Here is a 17,222-nt window from a genome sequence, read left to right as displayed (position 1 = left end):
TGCTCAGTCAGTCCGGTCGGGGTTCAGTTGGCGATGGGCGGGAAGGTCTTGATGCGAGGATCGCGCAAGAGCTCCGGCTTGATGGTCTTGACCCAGTCCACCGACTTTTGTCCGACCGGCGCGATCGCCATTTCAGCCGGATAGATCTCGATCTTGTCGAGCACCGGGAATGGATAGGCGGCAGTCTTCTTGGTGGTGCCCAGCAACTGGTCTTCCAGGCCCTGGCCGTCGGCGCGGATCTTCACTTCACGCGTCAGGCCGCGGAAGTTCAGGCCGTGCATGGCGTCAGCCACCTGCTCGGTGCTCGGCCACTGGCCCTTGTTGGCCTTGATCGCCTTGTCGTAGCCGGCCACCATGCCGTCCAGCGCCTGGATCATGTGATAGACCGAGTAGATCGGATAGGCGCCGGTCTTGGCCTTGAACTTCTGCACGAAGTTCTTCAGCTTCGGATCGTCCTTGAGCTCCGGATGCAGGAAGTAATGGTCGCCGCGCGCGCCGACGATGACGCCGTCAGGCAGGGTCGTGCCCAGGCGTTCCAGCGAGCTCTCCGCCAGCGGCAACACGAACAGCGAGTTCTTGATCAGGCCGCGTTGCGCCGACTGCCGCACGAAGGTGTCGAGATCGCCGCCCCATGAGGTCGACAGGATGACGTCCGGCCGCAGCGCCTGCAGGCGGCTGATTTCGGTCGAGAAATCGCTGGCGCCGAATTTCGGGAACAGCTCGGCCACCACCTTGACGTCAGGCTTCAGCATCTTCAGCGTGTGCGAGAACAGCTCCCACGAATCGCGGCCCCAGGCGTAATCCTGGTTCACCACGGCGATGGTCTTGAAGTTCGGTTTCTGGCGCAGCAGGTACAGCACGCTGGCGACCATTTCGGTGGTGGCGTTGGCCTGGGTGCGCACGACGTAGCGATAGCGGCGCTCTTCCAGCACTTTTTCGGTACCGCAATCCCACAGGATGTTGAGCACCTTGAGGTCTTCCGCCACCGGCGCGACGATGTTGCAGCTGCCGCTGGAGATCGAGCCGAGCATCACCTTGACGCCCTGCTCCTGCACCACGCGGCGATATTCGGACAGCAGCTTGTCGCCACCCACGCCTTCATCGACAAAGGTCGGCACAACCTTGACGCCGTTGATGCCGCCGGCGGCGTTGAGGTCTTCCAGGTAGATTTCCGCGGCCTGCTTGGCCGGCACGCCGAATACCGAGGCCGGACCGGACGTGAAGGTGGTGATGCCGATCTTGAGTTCGGCCGGTTTGGCGGTTTGTGCCTGTGCGAGCGGCAGAGCCAGTGCGGTCATGGCAAAGCCTGCGGCCAGCATCAGCCGGGTGATTTTTGTTGTAAACATATCTCCTCCAAGAATGGATACGTAATGCGATGGTGTGCGTCAGTGCATGAACGATCTCCGTCATGCATCCCCACGCTTGCTTGTTGTTGTGTTGTTTCGTACCGTACCGTGCGTCTGGCTTGCAGAACCGCTGGGGTTGTCTCCTTGCGGCTTTGCGTTTCCTGCTTTTTGCTTTTGTATTTTTTTACTACCTCTTTACTGCTATCACTGCTGAATCAAACTCCAGAATCAAATTGCAGAATCAAATTAATTGCGCCTCTCCGATCAGCCGCAGGAATTTTTCCGCCTGCATGATGACCGGCTTGTCGATCATTTTTCCGTTCAGCGAGATCGCGCCGCCGTCGCTCTGCGCCACCGCCGCCATGACGGCGCGGGCCCAGGTAATTTCGTCGGCGCTGGGCAGGAATCCCTGGTTGACGATGCCGACCTGACGCGGATGGATGCACAACTTGGCACCGAATCCGATGCGACGCGCACGGCTGACTGCATGTTCCAGAAAAGGCAAGTCGTCGAACGTAGTCGTCACGCCGTCGACCGGTTGTGCAATGTTCGCCAGCCGCGAGGCGATGACCATCTCCACACGCAGATGGGTCAGCTCGCTTTCCTGCGGTTCGCACTGGATGCCGAGATCGACTTGCAGGTCGATCGAACCGAACACCAGTCGCTCGACATGCTGCGCGCGGGCGATATCACGCATCTGCGCAATGCCGACTGCGGTTTCGATCAGCGGCAACAGACGCGAACGGCTGCGCGGACCGACGAAATGCTGGGCGATATTGCGGATGGCGTCGCAGTCATCCGCCTTGGGCAGCACGATGCCGGCGATCGGGGCATTGGCGAAGCAACGCACGTCGTCGGCATACCACTCGGTGTCGGCGGCATTGATGCGCACCCACAGCTTGTCTTGCTGATTGGCCTGCTGATTGGCTTGCTGCGCCAGCCAATCGGCCAGCGTGTCGCGCGCCTGCGTCTTGGCCGCCGGCGCCACCGCATCCTCCAGATCCACGATGACCGCATCCGCGCCGCTGGCCAGCGCCTTGCCGTAGCGGTCGGGCCGGTTGGCGGGGACGAACAGGTAGGACCGCGCGAGCGGCGAGGCTGTCATCACACTGCTCCGCGTGCGCGTAAAGCGTCGATGTCGGCCTGTGCATAACCGAGCTTGGCGAGAATGGCGTCGGTGTGCTGGCCCAGCGCCGGGATGGCGTCCATGCGGAAGTCGAAGGTATTGTTCACACCCGGCGGCAACAAGGCGGGCAAGTTGCCGGCAGGCGAGCCGACTTCGGTCCAGCGCTCGCGCGCCGCCAGTTGCGGATGCTCCCACAGGTCTCGCATGGTGTTGACGCTGGCGTTGGCGATCTGCGCCTGGTCGAGCCGCGCCACCACTTCTTGCGCCGTCAGCGGTGTGAACATGTCGAGGATCAGCTTGCGCAATTCGGCGCGGTTTTCGTGACGGCGTGAATTGGTCGAGAAGCGCGCATCCTGCGCCAGCGCCGGATCCTGCAAGACCGATTCGCAGAACACTTTCCATTCGCGCTCGTTCTGCAGGCCCAGCATGACCACCTTGCCGTCGCCGGCGGTGAACGGGCCATAGGGATAAATCGTCGCGTGCTCGGCGCCCGAACGCACCGGCGCCGATGCGCCCTGATAGGCGTAATACATCGGGAAACTCATCCATTCGGTCAGCGACTCCAGCATCGACAGGTCGATGTGGCTGCCTGTGCCGTCGCGACCACGCTTGATCAGCGCCGCCAGGATGTGGGAATAGGCGTACATGCCGGCGGCGATGTCGGCGATCGAGCAGCCGGCCTTGGCTTGCTCGTCGGCGGTGCCGGTCACCGACAGGAAACCGGCTTCACTCTGGATCAGCAGATCATAGGCTTTCTTGTCGCGGTAAGGGCCGTTCTCGCCATAACCGGAAATGTCGCAGACGATCAGGCGCGGATTCTTCTTGTGCAGCACGGCCGCCGACAGGCCGAGTCCGGCCGCGGCGCCGGGCGCGAGGTTCTGCACCAACACGTCGGCTTCGTCCAGCAGCTTGTCGATGATGGCCTTGCCGTCCGCATCCTTGAGGTTGAGCGTGAGGCTTTCCTTGGAACGGTTGGTCCAGACGAAATGCGAAGACAGCCCGTTGACGCGCTCGTCGTAGCCGCGTGCGAAGTCGCCGACGCCGGGACGTTCGACCTTGATCACGCGGGCGCCCATGTCGGCCAGCTGGCGCGTGCAGAACGGCGCGGCGATGGCGTGTTCCAGGCTGACGACGGTAATGCCTTCGAGAGGACGGGTGGACGGCATCATGATTTATCTCGCGAATAAGTTGTTCAATGCATCGTTCACGGCGGGAGCGGCATGCAGCTGCCAGGCGTGGGCGATGATGCGATCGGTTTCCTGCGGCGTGGCGGCGTTGGAGAAACGGATCAGGCGCTGCGCCTTGTCTTCCAGTTCGAGACGCGACAAGGTGTTGTCCGGGTCGCCCTTGGGCACATCGACGGCGGCGCTCAGATGACGGCCGTCAACGGTATCGACCTCGACCCGTCCCAGCCAGCGCGCCGGATAGGCGGTGTTGACCTCGTCGTCCAGCGTCATCCGGACCTTGTCGCGGAATGTGCTGACCTTGCCGTCCTGCAGCGCATGCTGTTCAAACTCGCCCAGCCCCGCACTCTGATGCACGGCAATCAGTCCCAGCACGGTGCCCATCGAGAACTTGGCCTGATGCACGGTCTGCGGATTGACCACCGGGCCGAGCACGTCGATGGCGCCCTGATGCACGCGCGTATTCACGGCGGCGATCTGGTCGTGCTGCAAACCTTCGCGTTGCATCAGCAACTGCAGCGCGTCGGCAGCCGGATGCGTATGGCGGCAGGAGGCGTGGAATTTGAACGAGGTCTCGGCGGTGGCCCAACGCACGCCGAGGCGATCGGTCAGCTTGGCCGGATCGGCGTCGGTCGACATGCCGGCGGCCATGCCCTGCGCGCCCTCAAGGATGCGTTGCGCACCGGTGAAACCATCGCGTGTGATATAGGCCGCCAGCAGACCGTCAGCGGCAGCTTTGCCGGTATGCAGTTGTTTGGAGTCGGCGGCGTCGCGCAAGAACTCCCACAAACCGGCTGCCTGCGTGCCGGCCGAACCGAGCGCGTGCAGGAACTGATCGGCATTGAAACCCATCAGCTTGCCGACCGCCACCGCTGCGGCCAGGGTACCGGCCGTGCCGGTGGTGTGGAAGATGCGGTAGTGCGAACGGCCGAGGAATTCGCCGATACGGATACCCGCTTCGTAGCCGGCCACTGCCGCGACCAGCAGCTCGGCGCCCGACTTGCCGAGATCCTGCGCCGCCGCCAGCGCCGCCGGGAACACCACGGCTGCCGGATGGAACACGGAACCATTATGGACATCGTCCTGCTCCACCAGATGCGATGAAGCGCCGTTGACCAGAGCAGCGAAATACGGTGAGCTGTTCTTGCGATTGACGAGGATGGTGCTGGGTCCATTGGACGGTCCCATCTTGTCGACGTAGCGTTCCATGATGTCGATCTGGCGTGCGCCCTTGCCCGCCAGCGCCGAGGCGAACCAGTCGAGGTAGAGGTCTTCGGTGCGTGCGATCACGGATGCGGGGATGTCCTCGTAGCGCAGGCCGGCGAGGAACTCGCTCAGGACGCGTGAAGGATGGGATGAATTCGAGCTCATGTCCGGTTCCTCAGAAAGACCGCGGCAGACCGAGGATGTGCTCGGCCACGTAGGAATAAATCAGGTTGGTGGAAATCGGTGCGACCTGGTACAGACGCGTCTCGCGGAATTTGCGCTCGACGTCGTATTCGCAGGCGAAGCCGAAGCCGCCGTGCGTTTGCAGACAGACGTTGGCGGCTTCCCATGAGGCCTTGGCGGCGAGGAACTTGGCCATATTGGCTTGCGCGCCGCAGGGCTGGTGGGCGTCGAACAATTCACAGGCCTTGAAGCGCATCAGGTTGGCCGCTTCCAGTTCGATGTAGCTGTCGGCGATCGGAAATTGCACACCCTGGTTCATGCCGATCGGCCGGTCGAACACCACGCGCTCCTTGGCGTATTGCGCCGCCTTCTCGATGAACCAGTAACCGTCGCCGATGCATTCGGCGGCAATCAGCGTGCGCTCGGCGTTGAGGCCGTCGAGGATGTACTTGAAGCCCTTGCCTTCTTCGCCAATCAGGTTCTCGACGGGGATTTCGAGGTTGTCGAAGAACAGTTCATTGGTCTCGTGGTTGACCATGTTGAGGATCGGCCTCACCGACATGCCGTTGGCGATGGCGTGCTTGAGGTCGACCAGGAAGATCGACATGCCTTCCGACTTCTTCTTGACCTGGTCCAGCGGCGTGGTGCGCGCCAGCAGAATCATCAGGTCCGAATGCTGGATACGCGAGATCCACACCTTCTGACCGTTGACGACGTACTTGTCGCCTTTCCTGACGGCGGTGGTCTTGATCTTGGTGGTGTCGGTGCCGGTGGTCGGCTCGGTCACGCCCATCGACTGCAGGCGCAATTCGCCGCTGGCGATCTTGGGCAGATACAGTTGCTTTTGTTCGGCGGAACCATGACGCAGCAAGGTGCCCATGTTGTACATCTGGCCGTGGCAGGCGCCGGAGTTGCCGCCGGTGCGATTGATTTCTTCCATGATCACCGAGGCTTCGGTCAGGCCGAGTCCCGAGCCGCCATACTCTGCCGGAATCAGCGCCGCCAGCCAGCCGGCCTTGGTCAGCGCATCGACGAATTCTTCCGGATAACCACGCGCTTCATCGACCTTGCGCCAGTACTCCGGCGGGAAGGTGCTGCAAAGATCGCGCACGGCGTCGCGCAAGTCCTGATAGGCGTCCGACGGAGAGGACTGAAGGGACATCGATGGTTCTCCTGCTGATTAAGTGAAATGACTGAAATTTTTTGGTCAGGCCAGCACGGCCTCGGCCTGCATCGCCAGTTCGCCGCGCAGGTTCTGCGCCCACAATTCGGCGCGCTTGCCGTCGGCCGACAACTTGCCGCAGACCTCGAAGGCTTCGATGTCGAACAGGCTGCCGACGGCGCGGAAGTTGAATTCCACCAGGCGCGCCAGCGGCAGGCTGCGACCCAGCAGATCGACCAGCAGCGTGGCGATCAGCGGACCATGCACGATCAGGCCGGGGTAGCCTTCGACGCCGGTGACGTAGCTGCGGTCGTAGTGGATGCGATGGCCGTTGAAGGTCAGCGCCGAGTAGCGGAACAGCAGCACCGGATCGGGCTCGATGCGGCGGCGCCAGTCGGCTTCCGCCGGCGCCTGCTTCGGTGCAACAGGAGCTGCGCCGGGCAGCGGCATGCCGCGATAAACGATGTCGTGTTCTTCATGAACCGCGACCTTGCCGTTGTGCGCAATCTCGTGCGCCACGGTGACGAAGGCCAGCTCGCCGGTCTTGCCCTTCTTGACGTCGACGCTGGCGATGCGCGATGTCTTGGTCGCGGTGGCGCCGATCGGCAGCGGCGCCGCAAAGCGCAAACGACCGCCGGCCCACATGCGGCGCGGCAGCGGCACCGGCGGCAGGAAACCGCCGCGACGCGGATGACCGTCGTCGCCGACTTCCGACTGGCGGCAGGCGGTCCAGAAATAGATCCAGTGCCACAACGGCGGCAAAGCATCGCCCGCGACCGGCGTTTGCGGATGGTCAAGCGTGGCGGCCAGTGCGGCGGCGAAGCCTGGGTTGATGGTGTCGCTGTGGCTTTCAGTCTTGCCGACCCATTGACGCAACAGCGTCAGGTCGATGTCATGCTGGCTCATGGAATGCTCTGTGAAGTCTCAATGAGGTGAGCGGCAGATCGAAAGCAAGTGAGCGCCGGTTCACGAATGGAGCAGAGTCTGAGCGCCGCAAGTTGTCAAAACAATCTGTATTTTCTGAAGGGGGGCATCGTCTGACGTGAAGTCACTTATGTGCGACCGCATCATTCCTTTCATTGAATTTTCTCTGACGCCTTGCTGCCGCCGGCGTCACTGCGCAACATTTGCGTGGCGTCATTCCGCTGCTATAGTGGCAACACGCCGCCATCCATGCGGCAAAAATTTGTTCTTCAATCAACATTCCACGAGAGATCCATGAAGAAAACCCACCTGATGTCGCTCATCGCCGCCCTCGCCTGTACTACTTCGGCAGCGTCCTTCGCGCAGACCAACGCCGACAACGCACTTCTGCAAGCCGCGCAAAAACGCAAGGACGTGCTGATCAAGGACCTCGGCACGCTGGTCAACATCGACTCCGGCACCGACGACGCCAAGGGCCTGGCACAGGTTGAAGCGATCCTGGCGCAGCGCCTGAAGGAAGTCGGCGCCAGCGTCGAGATCGTCGCCGCGCCGCCGGCCGCCGGCAAGATGGTGATAGGCAAGCTGCAAGGCAGCGGCAGCAAGAACATCATGCTGATGATTCACTACGACACCGTGTTCGGCATCGGCGAAGCGACCAAGCGGCCATTCAAGATCACCGGCAACAAGGCCTTCGGTCCGGGTGTGGCCGACGCCAAGGGCGGCGCACTGCTGATCGTGTACGCGCTCGACATCGCACGCGAACGCGGCTTCAAGGATTACAAGACGCTGACCGTGCTGTTCAATCCCGATGAAGAAAAAAGCTCGCTCGGTTCGCGCGACATGATCACCAAGCTGTCGGCCGACCAGGACTACGTGCTGGTGTTCGAACCGCCTGAAGCCGACGTCGTGACCGTCGCCACCAACGGCATCGCCTACGTCCACCTCGACGTCAAGGGCCGCGCCTCGCACGCCGGCTCGGCGCCGGAAGCCGGCCGCAATGCCGCCGTGGAATTGTCCAACCAGATCATCCAGCTGAAGGACCTCGGCAGCCAGGCCAAGGGCACCACCGTCAACTGGACCGTGATCCAGGCCGGTGACCGCGTCAACATCATTCCTGAAAAAGCCAGCGCCACCGCCGACATGCGCATGTCCGACGTCGGTGAAATCCAGCGCGTGCAAGCCGATGCCGACAAGATCATTCAGAAGAAGCTGATCCCCGAGACCGAAGTCAAAGTCAAGGTGGAAAACCGTCGTCCGCCGTTCAGCAAGAACGCCGACAGCGACCACCTGGCCGCCACTGCCGACAGCATCTACAAGGAACTGGGCAAGTCGATCACGCCGGTATCCATGCGCTACGGCACCGACGCCGGCTTCGCCTACAACCCCAAGACCGGCAAGCCGATCGTGCTGGACGGCATGGGCATCGTCGGCGACCGCATCCACTCGTCCGACGAATGGGCCGACCTCGACAGCGTGGTGCCGCGCCTGTACCTGACGGTGCGCATGATGGAAGCGATGGGCAAGGGAAAGTAATCCCCTCCCTGACCATGCACGTCAAAACGGGCCCTCGCGGCCCGTTTTCATTGCTTCCGATTGCTTCCGATTTTCCTGCAGGAGAACGTCATGAAGGTAAAACGCATTGTCGCCAACATCAGTACCGAAGCCGTCGATCAGGCCGAAGCTTTTTATCGCGGCGTCTTCGGGCTCGACATCCTGATGGATCACGGCTGGATCGCCACCTATGGCTCGGATGAGCAGATGCACGTGCAGATCAGTTTTGCCTCGGAAGGCGGCTCGGGTACGCCGGTGCCGGACCTGTCGATTGAAGTCGACGATATCGACACTGCACTGCTGCGTGTGCAAAAGATGAACCTCCCGCTTGAATACGGCCCCGCCGACGAACCTTGGGGCGTGCGCCGTTTTTATGTCCGCGATCCGTTCGGCAAACTGGTCAATGTGCTGGCGCATATCAAGCAGTAATCCCCGACGCAGAAGAAAAATACCCCGTGGAAACTTCCTAAAAATAGCAACACAAACACAACGGGCCGTCATGGTCCGTTGTGTTTTCTGACGTTACAATTGCGACGTACTGTTCCGGTACGAACGATTACAACGAAGCAATGAACAATACAAATCGGGCATGGGAGCGCCCACGCTGGTGGTTTTTCGTCCTGTTGCCGCTGGTGCATTTCGCCAGCGTCAAGCTCACTTTTTTCTGCGCCGTCACTCCTGAGAATGAGGTCGTCGTCTGGTTGCCCAATGCCGTCTTGCTGGCGGCGCTGATGCGTTTTCGCGGGCAACGCGGCTGGCTCATGGCGATGCTGACCTTCAGCTCCGACACCATCGCCAATCTGGCCGTGTTCACGCTGCCCGTGGCCACGCAGCTGAGCGCCATCAACCTGATCGAAGTCGTCGTCACCTACTTGCTCATGCGACGAGCGGGCGCATCGTCCGACCTGAAACGTGTGGAAGACCTGCGCAAGTTCACCATCGCCGGCCCGCTGGTCGGCACCCTGCTGGCGAGCCTGATGGCCGCTGCCGTGCTCAAGACGCAGATAGCGACCGACGCGCCGTATCTGACGCTGACGCGCCTGTGGTGGTTCGGCGATGCGCTTGGCATGATGATCTACACGCCGCTGCTGTTGGCCCTGACGCAGGCCAAAACGGCCGATCATGAGCGCATCGTATTGCGCAAGTCGGATGCCCTGGCGCTGCTGGTGATCCTCGCGCTGGCGGCGGTGATTTTCTCGACTTACGGCGGCGCCGTCGACGGCATTTCGATGACGCCGACGCTGCTGCTGCCGATGGTGCTGTACATCGCGGTGCGCTTCGGCACGCGCTGGACGACGTTGACGGTGGCGCTGGTTTCACTCGCGGTATCGATGATGCTGACCAATGGCAACAAGCCTTTCGGCGATGTGTCGGTGCATCTGGAAATCGTCCATGCACAGGAGTTCATCCTGACGCTGTGCATCGTCGGCATCGGCTTCTCGATCCTGATGGATGAGTTGCGCGTGCGCGAGCGTGGACTGGAAGCACGCGTGCGGCAACGCACCCACGAGCTGGAAGATTCCAATAGCAAGCTGGCCACGCTGAGCCAGACCGACGGCCTGACCGGCATCGCCAATCGGCGCCGCTTCGACGAAGTGCTCGCCGCCGAGTGGAGCCGAGCCGGACGCAGCGGCCAGCCGCTGGCGCTGGCCATGCTCGACGTGGATTATTTCAAGGCCTACAACGACACCTACGGACACCAGTGCGGCGATGATTGCCTGCGCGCCATTGCCGACTTGCTCGGCAACAATGTGCGCCGCGCCGGCGATCTCGCGGCACGCTACGGCGGCGAAGAATTCGTCTTTATCGCGCCGATGACGGATCGCGACAGCGCGCTCAACATCGCCGAAGCCATCCGGCGTTCATTGGAACAACTGGACTTGCCGCACACTGCCTCGCCCTTCCATGTGGTCACCGCGAGCATCGGCGTTGCCGTCGTTGTTCCGGGCCAGAGCGATACCCCGCAAAGCCTGCTGCAGATGGCGGATGCGGCGCTGTACCAGGCCAAGCAACAAGGACGCAACCAGGTGGTGCCGGCCAGGTGATCGGAACGCTTGCCACAAGCATGCAGGTTTTAGGCGTAATATAAGTCGGAATAAAACAGACCGGCTCCCGCATGCCGGCACTCACTTCAGAGAGACATCATGCTATTCGACCTCACCGACCTGCGGCTGTTCATCCTGATCGCCGAACTCAACAGCCTCACGCGCAGCGCCGAGCGCATGAACCTCTCGCTGGCGGCGACCAGCAACCGTATCAAGGAACTCGAAACGCGCTTCGGCATGCGCCTGCTCTACCGCGAAAGCAAGGGCGTGCAACTGACGCCGGCGGGCCAAACCTTCCTCTCGCATGCGCAACAATTCATGCAGCAGGTCGAGCGCCTCAAGGGCGACATGCAGCAGTACAACAACGGCATCAAGGGTTATATCCGCATCTTCGCCAACACCACGGCGGTGACGGAGTTCATGCCGGAAATCCTCGGCAAATTCCTCACATTGCATCCGCAGGTCAACGTCGCGCTGGAAGAACGGCTGAACCACGACATCATGCGCGGCATCCAGGAAGGCACGGCCGACATCGGCATCGTCGCCGGACCGGTGCAGGGAGAAGGACTGGAGATACTGAATTTTTCAACCGACCGGCTGGTCCTCGCCACGGCGCTGGAACATCCGCTGGCCGGCATCGACAAGGTCTCCTTCGCCGAGACACTGGAATATGAACACGTCGGCCTGCATGAAGGCAGCACGCTGCATCACTTCCTCAACCGCATCGTGTCGGAAAGCGGCCAGCGTCTGAAGTTGCGAATCCAGGTGCGCAGCTTTGAAGCGATGTGCCGCATGGTGGAGACCAACGTCGGCATCGGCATCGTGCCGCACTCGGCGGCGCTGCGTCACAAGCAGACCATGCAATTGAGCCTGACCGAACTGACCGATCCGTGGAGCGTGCGCGAGCGCAGCATGGTGGTGCAGAGCCTCGATGCCCTGCCCCTGTACGCACGCGATCTGGTGGAATTTATTCGCCAGCAAACGGCGCAAGTGCCGCCGGTGCCGGTGGAGAAGGAAGCTGCCTGACCTTGTTGGAAGGCTGCTCAGCCGTGCGTCATCATCCAGGCGGCTATCGCAATCAGCGCGCCGCAGAACAGCATGCGCAAGCGCCGTTCCGGCAAATGATGCGCCAGCGCCACGCCCCAGGAAATACTGAGCACGCCGCCCAGCGCCAACGGAATGCCGACACTCCAGTCGACATGGCCGGCGCTGGCGTAAGTCCATAGCGCCACCAGCGTTCCCGGCGTGACCATCGCCAGACCCAGGCCTTGCGCCGCAGTCTGCGTCATGCCGAACAAACCGACCAGCCCCGGCACCGCCACGATGGCGCCGCCGACGCTGAAGAACCCCGCCGATGCGCCTGCTGCGAGTCCCATGAGGAAGATGTATTTCTTTGGCAAACGTGCGCGTGGGATCATTTCCTTTTGTTTGCGTAGCAAGGTCCACAGGTAGTACAAAGCCAGCACCACCATGAATAAGGCAAAGGCCAGATGCAGCGAGCGCGCTTCGATCGAGGTCGCAAAGCGCGCCGCGAAGTAAGTCGTGAACACCGCCGGCACCGCCATCTGCAGCGCCGCGCTCAGTTCGATCTTGTTGCGCTGCTTGTAGCGCCAGAAGCCGATCACCACATTCGGCACGATCATCACCAGCGCGGTTCCCTGCGCCAGTTGCTGGTCCATACCATAGAGGAATCCGAGCACCGGAATCGCGATCAGGCCGCCGCCGATGCCGAACAGACCACCGATGGCGCCGAGCACGCCGCCGAGGAAGAAGTTGACCACGACGGTGAAATACAAAGAATGCATCATAGGTGTAAAGTACGCACTTGGCCGGACAAGTCCCGTTGCAAAGACACAGAGGACTTGCCGAACCGGCGACCCAAAAAGGAGATAGGCGTGAGTAACGGAAGTAGCGGCGTTCTGGTAGTAGTACTTGAAGCGGGCGTGGTGATCATCATTGCGCTGGCGATCTACCTGATCCGAAAGAAATGATCGAATCGTCCGCAACACCGCAGCCATGCCCTCCTCAAGCTGTCCGCCAGTTTATCAGCCAGCCTTCGCCGTCACAAGCGAAGCGCGCGATCTGCTCAGAAACGCCCGATGAAATTTTTTAATCCGGCGCAGCAATGTATCGACCACGCAAGAATGTGACACCCCAACATTAAGGAATCAGCAATCATGGATCTAGGACTTCAAGGAAAAATCGCCCTCGTCTGCGGCGCCAGCAAAGGCCTCGGCTACGCCTGCGCCGAACACCTGGCGCGCGAAGGCGCCCACGTCGTCATCGTCGCACGCAGCCAGGACACGCTCGACCAGGCCGCTGAAAAACTGCGCGCACTCGGCAACATCAAGGTGATCGCGGTCGCCACCGACATCGCCACCCCCGAAGGCCGCGCCAAGGCGCTGGCCGCCGTCGACGAAATCGCCGGCGAGCCGGGCCACGGTCCCGACATCCTCGTCAACAACGCCGGCGGCCCGCCGCTGGGCGACTTCCGCGACTGGGATCGCGAGATCTGGCTCAAGGCCATTGACGCCAACATGCTGACGCCGGTCGAGCTGATCAAGGCCACCGTCGACCAGATGATCAAGCGCGGCTGGGGCCGCGTCATCAACATCACCAGCAGCTCGGTCAAGGCCCCGCGCTACGACCTCGGCCTGTCCAACGGCGCCCGCTCGGGCCTGACCGGCTTCGTCGCCGGCGTCTCGCGCCACATCGCCAAGAGCGGCGTGACGATCAACAACTTGCTTCCCGGCAGCTTCGAAACCGACCGCTTGCGCAGCAGCTTCGTCGGCTCTGCCAAACTGACCGGAGAAACACCTGAAGAAGTCCGCGTACAACGCATGGCTGAAACCCCTGCCGGCCGCTTCGGCGACCCGGACGAGTTCGGCGCCACCTGCGCATTCCTGTGCAGCAAGCATGCCGGCTACATCAACGGCCAGAACGTGCTGATGGACGGCGGCGCCTATCCGGGAATTTTCTAAAAATCTGAAAAGAACGAAGGCCGGGCGAGTCATGTATAATGCCCGGCTTGCGCAGGAAGGTTGGCAGAGCGGTTGAATGCACCAGTCTTGAAAACTGGCGAGGGTGTGAGCCCTTCGTGAGTTCGAATCTCACACCTTCCGCCACTTATTAAAAAAACGCCCTTTACGGGCGTTTTTTGTTTTGTGAACGAGAAACGTCTGCAAACGAATCAGAACAACTTCTTCCAGCTCTCCGCCCTGTCCTCCCGCGTATTCACCTCAATCATGATCCCCTCCGGCATGCGGCAAAAGAACCGCGAGCCGCGTGAATTGTTGAACACCTCAGTCTCCATCAGCACGCCTTGTTCCTTGAAGGTCCGATAAAGGTGCTTCACCTCCGCCAGGGTAGCCATCTCGAAACCGAAATGGAAATTCGCGGGCCAGCTGACTTCATCGTCGGTGTGATCGAGCACGATGTCGAAGCCATCTCGTTTCAGGAGGATATGTTCGCCGACGGCGACAATCTGGCAGCCGAAATGCTGTTCAAAAAAGGCAGCGGTGGCGATGGGATTTTTTGTGGGCAGGCTGAGATGATTCAGCGGCCCGGTGCATTGAGTCGTCATATGAAAATGCTTTCGTAAATTCAGGAATAAGGATGCTTGTTGATCAAGCCGGATTCATGAGCGCAAACATGGCGTCGTAGCCCGAGTCGCGCTCCGCCCAGCGTCGTGGAAGATCGCGCTCGAGCAGCACTTCGCCGCGCGGCGTGTCGCCGTTTTCCAGCATGCGCAGAACCTCCGCCAGATAGTCTTGCAGCGGCATAGCACGCGGATCATTGATCTGATGGGCGCCGGTCAACGCGGTCTGCACGTAAGGCGGCGAAAGCTCCAGCACCTCGATCGGAAAACCGCGCATCTGGTGCCGCAGCGACTGCAGCCAGGAATGCAGGAATGCCTTGCTGGCGCAATAGGTCGGGAAATCCGCACGCGGCACGAAGGCCAGCGCGGAACTGGTCGCCAGGAACGCAGCGTTGGGCTTGCCCTTGAGCAGCGGCAGGATGGCCGCCGCGACGCGCAGCACGCCCAGGATGTTGGTCCGGACGATGGCTTCTGCATCGTTCGCAGTCCAGTCATCAGACGCCATATCCTCGGTGTGCGATATTCCCGCATTCGCAATCAGCACGTTGAGTTGCGGAAAGCGTTCACGCATGTGAATGGACAGCTGCGCCAATGAGGCAGCGTCATCCACATCAAGTTGCAGCCCGACCAGGCCGGGACGAGCGTTGGTCATTTCGTCAAGCAGCGCCTGGCGGCGCCCCGTGACGATGACACGATTGCCGCGATCATGCAGCGCCTCGGCCAGCGCGCGGCCGATGCCGCTGGTGCCGCCCGTCAAGAGAATGGTGTTGTTGGTGAGTTTCATGAAAAATACCTTTGTGGTTCGGTTGCGGTAAAGCCGCCAACCAGAGCCGCAAGGTTCTGCCTCTCCCTCCGGATCGCCTTGTGAAGAATCAACAAGGCGAACACGGTCCAGCCGATGTCCTGGCGCAAGCGGCGGATATCGAAAACTGGCAAATCTGTAATCTGAACATTTCAGATAGGCGTATGCCCAGGAGGGCAGAATATGCGGTCATCGTAACGGCGTCCTGAATCATCGGGAACTGCCCTGCTGGGCTCCTCTCGAATGGGACGCGTTGGATGACGGTAACGCCTACGGCAATCGGTGAATCGACTGCGGAGCCGAGTTTAGCCGAAAATCTAAACGGCGGTCAATACAGAAAAAAAGCAGTTGCGTTGCCGCAGCGCCATTGATCCCGTACGATGCAGCGATGCCCTGCGCTCTTCCACCGGGAAAAATGAATCACGGGAATTGCCGCAGTATCTTTTTTACCTCTCCATGCAAATTTGACAGCCTATGAATTCAGAACTTCCAGTCGCATTGGTCACGGGATCCACGTCGGGAATCGGCCTGGCGCTTGCACACGCTTTCGCGGAGGCAGGCTACGCCGTCGTCGTCCACTCCAGGTCATCTGTTGAGACAGGTGAAAAACTGGCGGCCGCTTTGCCTGCGGCGTTTTACATCCAGGCCGATCTCGCCGTTGAAGCAGACCGCACCGGTCTGATTGCACAAACCATTGCGCACTACGGGCGACTGGATGTCCTCGTCAACAACGCCGGGATCAGTCGCGTAATTCCTCACGACGATCTGTCCGCCGCATCGCCGGATATCTGGCATGAGCTCTACGAAGTCAACGTGGTTGCGCCATTCCGCCTCATTGCGTTGGCGGAAGAAGCGCTGAAAAATTCCGCGAAGTCCGGTACGCCGGGATGCGTCATCAACATCAGCTCGCACGCCGGTGTTCGCCCCAAGGGCGCGTCGATCCCCTATGCGGCGACCAAGGCGGCGCTGAATCACATGACAAAATTACTCGCCCTGTCCCTGGCTCCCGATATCAGGGTCAACGCCATCGCGCCCGGCCTGGTCGACACCCCGCTGACCGCCGACTGGGCCGATGCGCACACGCTTTGGCAGACCCGCTCTCCCATGCGCCGCGCCGCCGTGCCGGCGGATATCGCCCAACTGGCCATCATGCTGGCCGCCAATCAATACGTGACCGGGGAAATATTGATGGCCGATGGTGGTCTGAATCTGACCTAGATTTTTTCCGTCGATTTGGCGGTAGAAAGAATCAACGAGACAATCGCAATCGAATATCCGACGCAAAAAAACGCCGCCCTTCTCGCGAAAGGCGGCGCTCTCATCTTGCAGCAAACGACCGAACTGCGGTCGTTGACTTAAAATCCCAACCGACGCAAATCCTCTTCAACAAAAGCCTGGCCGCTGCGATTCTTCACTGCAGGCAGCTCCGCCACCTTCGCACGCCATGCCTGCAAGGCGCTCAACTCGGCAGCGATCGGAATTCCCGCAACTTCAGCAAACGCCAGGCCGGCAAACACCGTAATGTCAGCCATCGAGAATTGCTCTCCCGCGACGTAGCTGTTGTCGCGCAGGATGCCGTCAAAATACGCCATGCCCTGCAGCGCCTTGGCGCGTTCACGTTCGCCCCATTCCTTGCGGTGCGCCCATTCCGGGCTCTTGTATTTTTGCAGATCGCCGCCCAATCCTGGCGTCGCGTGATGGAAATAGATGCCGACGGCGTCAATCAGACCGCTTTCGGCGCGGCGCTGCATCATGTGGATGATCGCCTTTTCCTTCGGCGTGCGGCCGGTCAGCACCGGATTGCCGTCGAGGTTGTCGAGGTACTCGGTGATCGCGGTGCTTTCCGAGATCAAGGTGCCGTCGTCGAGCTCCAGCAGCGGCAGCACGCCCGAGGGATTCTTCGAGAGGAACGCGGCCTGCTTGTGCTCGGCGCCGATCAGGTCGACCGATTCAAACGTCACCTGAGAGTCGAGGTTCTTCTGCGCCAGTACGATACGGATGCGGGCTGGATTGGGGAAGCCGGGGCGGTCATAAATCTTCATTGTTACTTTTCCTTTTCTGACTGGTTGTTGTTGAATCGATCTGCATTCAAGTT

Annotated in this window: 16 protein-coding genes and 1 tRNA gene; 7 read left to right on the top strand and 10 right to left on the bottom strand. The window is 61.0% G+C overall.

What is annotated here, in order from left to right; all coding sequences use genetic code 11:
• Window positions 1-23: 23 nt before the first annotated feature.
• The 6 genes from E4P32_RS04715 to E4P32_RS04690 form a co-directional block, all read right to left on the bottom strand.
• Entirely contained in the window at window positions 24-1,298 is a 1,275-nt protein-coding gene (locus E4P32_RS04715; protein ID WP_233526613.1) for an ABC transporter substrate-binding protein, read from the bottom strand.
• Window positions 1,299-1,587: 289 nt separating this feature from the next.
• The gene (locus tag E4P32_RS04710) at window positions 1,588-2,451 is read right to left on the bottom strand and encodes a CoA ester lyase (protein WP_116433033.1); all 864 of its coding nucleotides are present in this window, start codon (window positions 2,449-2,451) and stop codon (window positions 1,588-1,590) included.
• Window positions 2,451-3,641 carry a CaiB/BaiF CoA-transferase family protein gene (locus E4P32_RS04705; RefSeq protein WP_116433034.1) on the bottom strand — a complete coding sequence of 397 codons (1,191 nt, stop codon included), beginning with the start codon at window positions 3,639-3,641 and terminating at the stop codon, window positions 2,451-2,453. The genes E4P32_RS04710 and E4P32_RS04705 overlap by 1 nt, the downstream gene beginning before the upstream one ends.
• A 3-nt stretch (window positions 3,642-3,644) precedes the next feature.
• On the bottom strand, window positions 3,645-5,027 hold the full coding sequence (locus E4P32_RS04700; RefSeq protein ID WP_116433035.1) for an MmgE/PrpD family protein: 1,383 nt from the start codon (window positions 5,025-5,027) through the stop codon (window positions 3,645-3,647).
• A 10-nt stretch (window positions 5,028-5,037) separates the two neighbouring features.
• Window positions 5,038-6,207, bottom strand: coding sequence for an acyl-CoA dehydrogenase family protein (locus tag E4P32_RS04695; RefSeq protein ID WP_116433036.1), 1,170 nt, complete (start codon window positions 6,205-6,207; stop codon window positions 5,038-5,040).
• A 45-nt stretch (window positions 6,208-6,252) separates the two neighbouring features.
• The gene (locus E4P32_RS04690; protein WP_116433037.1) at window positions 6,253-7,113 is read right to left on the bottom strand and encodes a MaoC family dehydratase N-terminal domain-containing protein; all 861 of its coding nucleotides are present in this window, start codon (window positions 7,111-7,113) and stop codon (window positions 6,253-6,255) included.
• Between the two features lie 312 nt (window positions 7,114-7,425).
• Between E4P32_RS04690 and E4P32_RS04685 the strand changes: the two genes are divergently transcribed.
• The 4 genes from E4P32_RS04685 to E4P32_RS04670 all read left to right on the top strand — a co-directional run bounded on the left by E4P32_RS04685 (window position 7,426) and on the right by E4P32_RS04670 (window position 11,753).
• A complete protein-coding gene (locus tag E4P32_RS04685) occupies window positions 7,426-8,664 on the top strand; it encodes a glutamate carboxypeptidase (protein ID WP_116433038.1) in 1,239 nt (412 codons plus the stop codon).
• A 90-nt stretch (window positions 8,665-8,754) separates the two neighbouring features.
• Window positions 8,755-9,111: a VOC family protein gene (locus E4P32_RS04680; RefSeq protein ID WP_116433039.1), complete on the top strand. Its 357-nt coding sequence runs from the start codon at window positions 8,755-8,757 to the stop codon at window positions 9,109-9,111.
• Window positions 9,112-9,251: 140 nt separating this feature from the next.
• A complete protein-coding gene (locus tag E4P32_RS04675) occupies window positions 9,252-10,727 on the top strand; it encodes a diguanylate cyclase (protein WP_116433040.1) in 1,476 nt (491 codons plus the stop codon).
• 99 nt (window positions 10,728-10,826) lie between these two features.
• Entirely contained in the window at window positions 10,827-11,753 is a 927-nt protein-coding gene (locus tag E4P32_RS04670) for a LysR family transcriptional regulator (RefSeq protein WP_116433041.1), read from the top strand.
• A 17-nt stretch (window positions 11,754-11,770) separates the two neighbouring features.
• On the opposite strand, the gene E4P32_RS04665 is transcribed toward E4P32_RS04670, so the two are convergent.
• Complete coding sequence (locus E4P32_RS04665) at window positions 11,771-12,535, bottom strand: sulfite exporter TauE/SafE family protein (protein WP_116433042.1); 765 nt, start codon at window positions 12,533-12,535, stop codon at window positions 11,771-11,773.
• A gap of 369 nt (window positions 12,536-12,904) precedes the next feature.
• Here E4P32_RS04665 and E4P32_RS04660 point away from each other — a divergent pair, with 369 nt between their 5' ends.
• Together E4P32_RS04660 and E4P32_RS04655 are read left to right on the top strand one after the other, a co-directional pair.
• Complete coding sequence (locus E4P32_RS04660) at window positions 12,905-13,708, top strand: SDR family oxidoreductase (protein WP_116433043.1); 804 nt, start codon at window positions 12,905-12,907, stop codon at window positions 13,706-13,708.
• 54 nt (window positions 13,709-13,762) lie between these two features.
• Window positions 13,763-13,852, top strand: a tRNA-Ser gene (locus tag E4P32_RS04655).
• 65 nt (window positions 13,853-13,917) lie between these two features.
• Here E4P32_RS04655 and E4P32_RS04650 read toward each other — a convergent pair.
• Window positions 13,918-14,310 (bottom strand): VOC family protein, encoded by a 393-nt coding sequence (locus E4P32_RS04650; protein ID WP_116433044.1) that lies wholly within the window; start codon window positions 14,308-14,310, stop codon window positions 13,918-13,920.
• A 43-nt stretch (window positions 14,311-14,353) separates the two neighbouring features.
• Entirely contained in the window at window positions 14,354-15,109 is a 756-nt protein-coding gene (locus E4P32_RS04645; protein WP_116433045.1) for an SDR family NAD(P)-dependent oxidoreductase, read from the bottom strand.
• Window positions 15,110-15,601: 492 nt separating this feature from the next.
• Here E4P32_RS04645 and E4P32_RS04640 point away from each other — a divergent pair, with 492 nt between their 5' ends.
• Window positions 15,602-16,345, top strand: coding sequence for an SDR family oxidoreductase (locus E4P32_RS04640; RefSeq protein WP_116433046.1), 744 nt, complete (start codon window positions 15,602-15,604; stop codon window positions 16,343-16,345).
• Window positions 16,346-16,482: 137 nt separating this feature from the next.
• Here E4P32_RS04640 and E4P32_RS04635 read toward each other — a convergent pair whose 3' ends face one another.
• The gene (locus E4P32_RS04635) at window positions 16,483-17,169 is read right to left on the bottom strand and encodes a glutathione S-transferase (RefSeq protein WP_116433047.1); all 687 of its coding nucleotides are present in this window, start codon (window positions 17,167-17,169) and stop codon (window positions 16,483-16,485) included.
• Window positions 17,170-17,222: the final 53 nt, after the last annotated feature.

Source organism: Herbaspirillum sp. 3R11 (genome assembly GCF_004563925.1).
Lineage (GTDB): Bacteria > Pseudomonadota > Gammaproteobacteria > Burkholderiales > Burkholderiaceae_D > Herbaspirillum.
The sequence above is the reverse complement of the archived record's forward strand: the minus strand, read 5'-3'. Positions and strand labels throughout refer to the sequence as shown.

What these genes read in the sequence shown, in the direction of transcription:
- E4P32_RS04715 (WP_233526613.1), bottom strand. Translation starts at nt 1,298, where the DNA reads ATGACCGCACTGGCTCTGCCGCTCGCACAGGCACAAACCGCCAAACCG.
- E4P32_RS04710 (WP_116433033.1), bottom strand. Translation starts at nt 2,451, where the DNA reads ATGACAGCCTCGCCGCTCGCGCGGTCCTACCTGTTCGTCCCCGCCAAC.
- E4P32_RS04705 (WP_116433034.1), bottom strand. Translation starts at nt 3,641, where the DNA reads ATGATGCCGTCCACCCGTCCTCTCGAAGGCATTACCGTCGTCAGCCTG.
- E4P32_RS04700 (WP_116433035.1), bottom strand. Translation starts at nt 5,027, where the DNA reads ATGAGCTCGAATTCATCCCATCCTTCACGCGTCCTGAGCGAGTTCCTC.
- E4P32_RS04695 (WP_116433036.1), bottom strand. Translation starts at nt 6,207, where the DNA reads ATGTCCCTTCAGTCCTCTCCGTCGGACGCCTATCAGGACTTGCGCGAC.
- E4P32_RS04690 (WP_116433037.1), bottom strand. Translation starts at nt 7,113, where the DNA reads ATGAGCCAGCATGACATCGACCTGACGCTGTTGCGTCAATGGGTCGGC.
- E4P32_RS04685 (WP_116433038.1), top strand. Translation starts at nt 7,426, where the DNA reads ATGAAGAAAACCCACCTGATGTCGCTCATCGCCGCCCTCGCCTGTACT.
- E4P32_RS04680 (WP_116433039.1), top strand. Translation starts at nt 8,755, where the DNA reads ATGAAGGTAAAACGCATTGTCGCCAACATCAGTACCGAAGCCGTCGAT.
- E4P32_RS04675 (WP_116433040.1), top strand. Translation starts at nt 9,252, where the DNA reads ATGAACAATACAAATCGGGCATGGGAGCGCCCACGCTGGTGGTTTTTC.
- E4P32_RS04670 (WP_116433041.1), top strand. Translation starts at nt 10,827, where the DNA reads ATGCTATTCGACCTCACCGACCTGCGGCTGTTCATCCTGATCGCCGAA.
- E4P32_RS04665 (WP_116433042.1), bottom strand. Translation starts at nt 12,535, where the DNA reads ATGATGCATTCTTTGTATTTCACCGTCGTGGTCAACTTCTTCCTCGGC.
- E4P32_RS04660 (WP_116433043.1), top strand. Translation starts at nt 12,905, where the DNA reads ATGGATCTAGGACTTCAAGGAAAAATCGCCCTCGTCTGCGGCGCCAGC.
- E4P32_RS04650 (WP_116433044.1), bottom strand. Translation starts at nt 14,310, where the DNA reads ATGACGACTCAATGCACCGGGCCGCTGAATCATCTCAGCCTGCCCACA.
- E4P32_RS04645 (WP_116433045.1), bottom strand. Translation starts at nt 15,109, where the DNA reads ATGAAACTCACCAACAACACCATTCTCTTGACGGGCGGCACCAGCGGC.
- E4P32_RS04640 (WP_116433046.1), top strand. Translation starts at nt 15,602, where the DNA reads ATGAATTCAGAACTTCCAGTCGCATTGGTCACGGGATCCACGTCGGGA.
- E4P32_RS04635 (WP_116433047.1), bottom strand. Translation starts at nt 17,169, where the DNA reads ATGAAGATTTATGACCGCCCCGGCTTCCCCAATCCAGCCCGCATCCGT.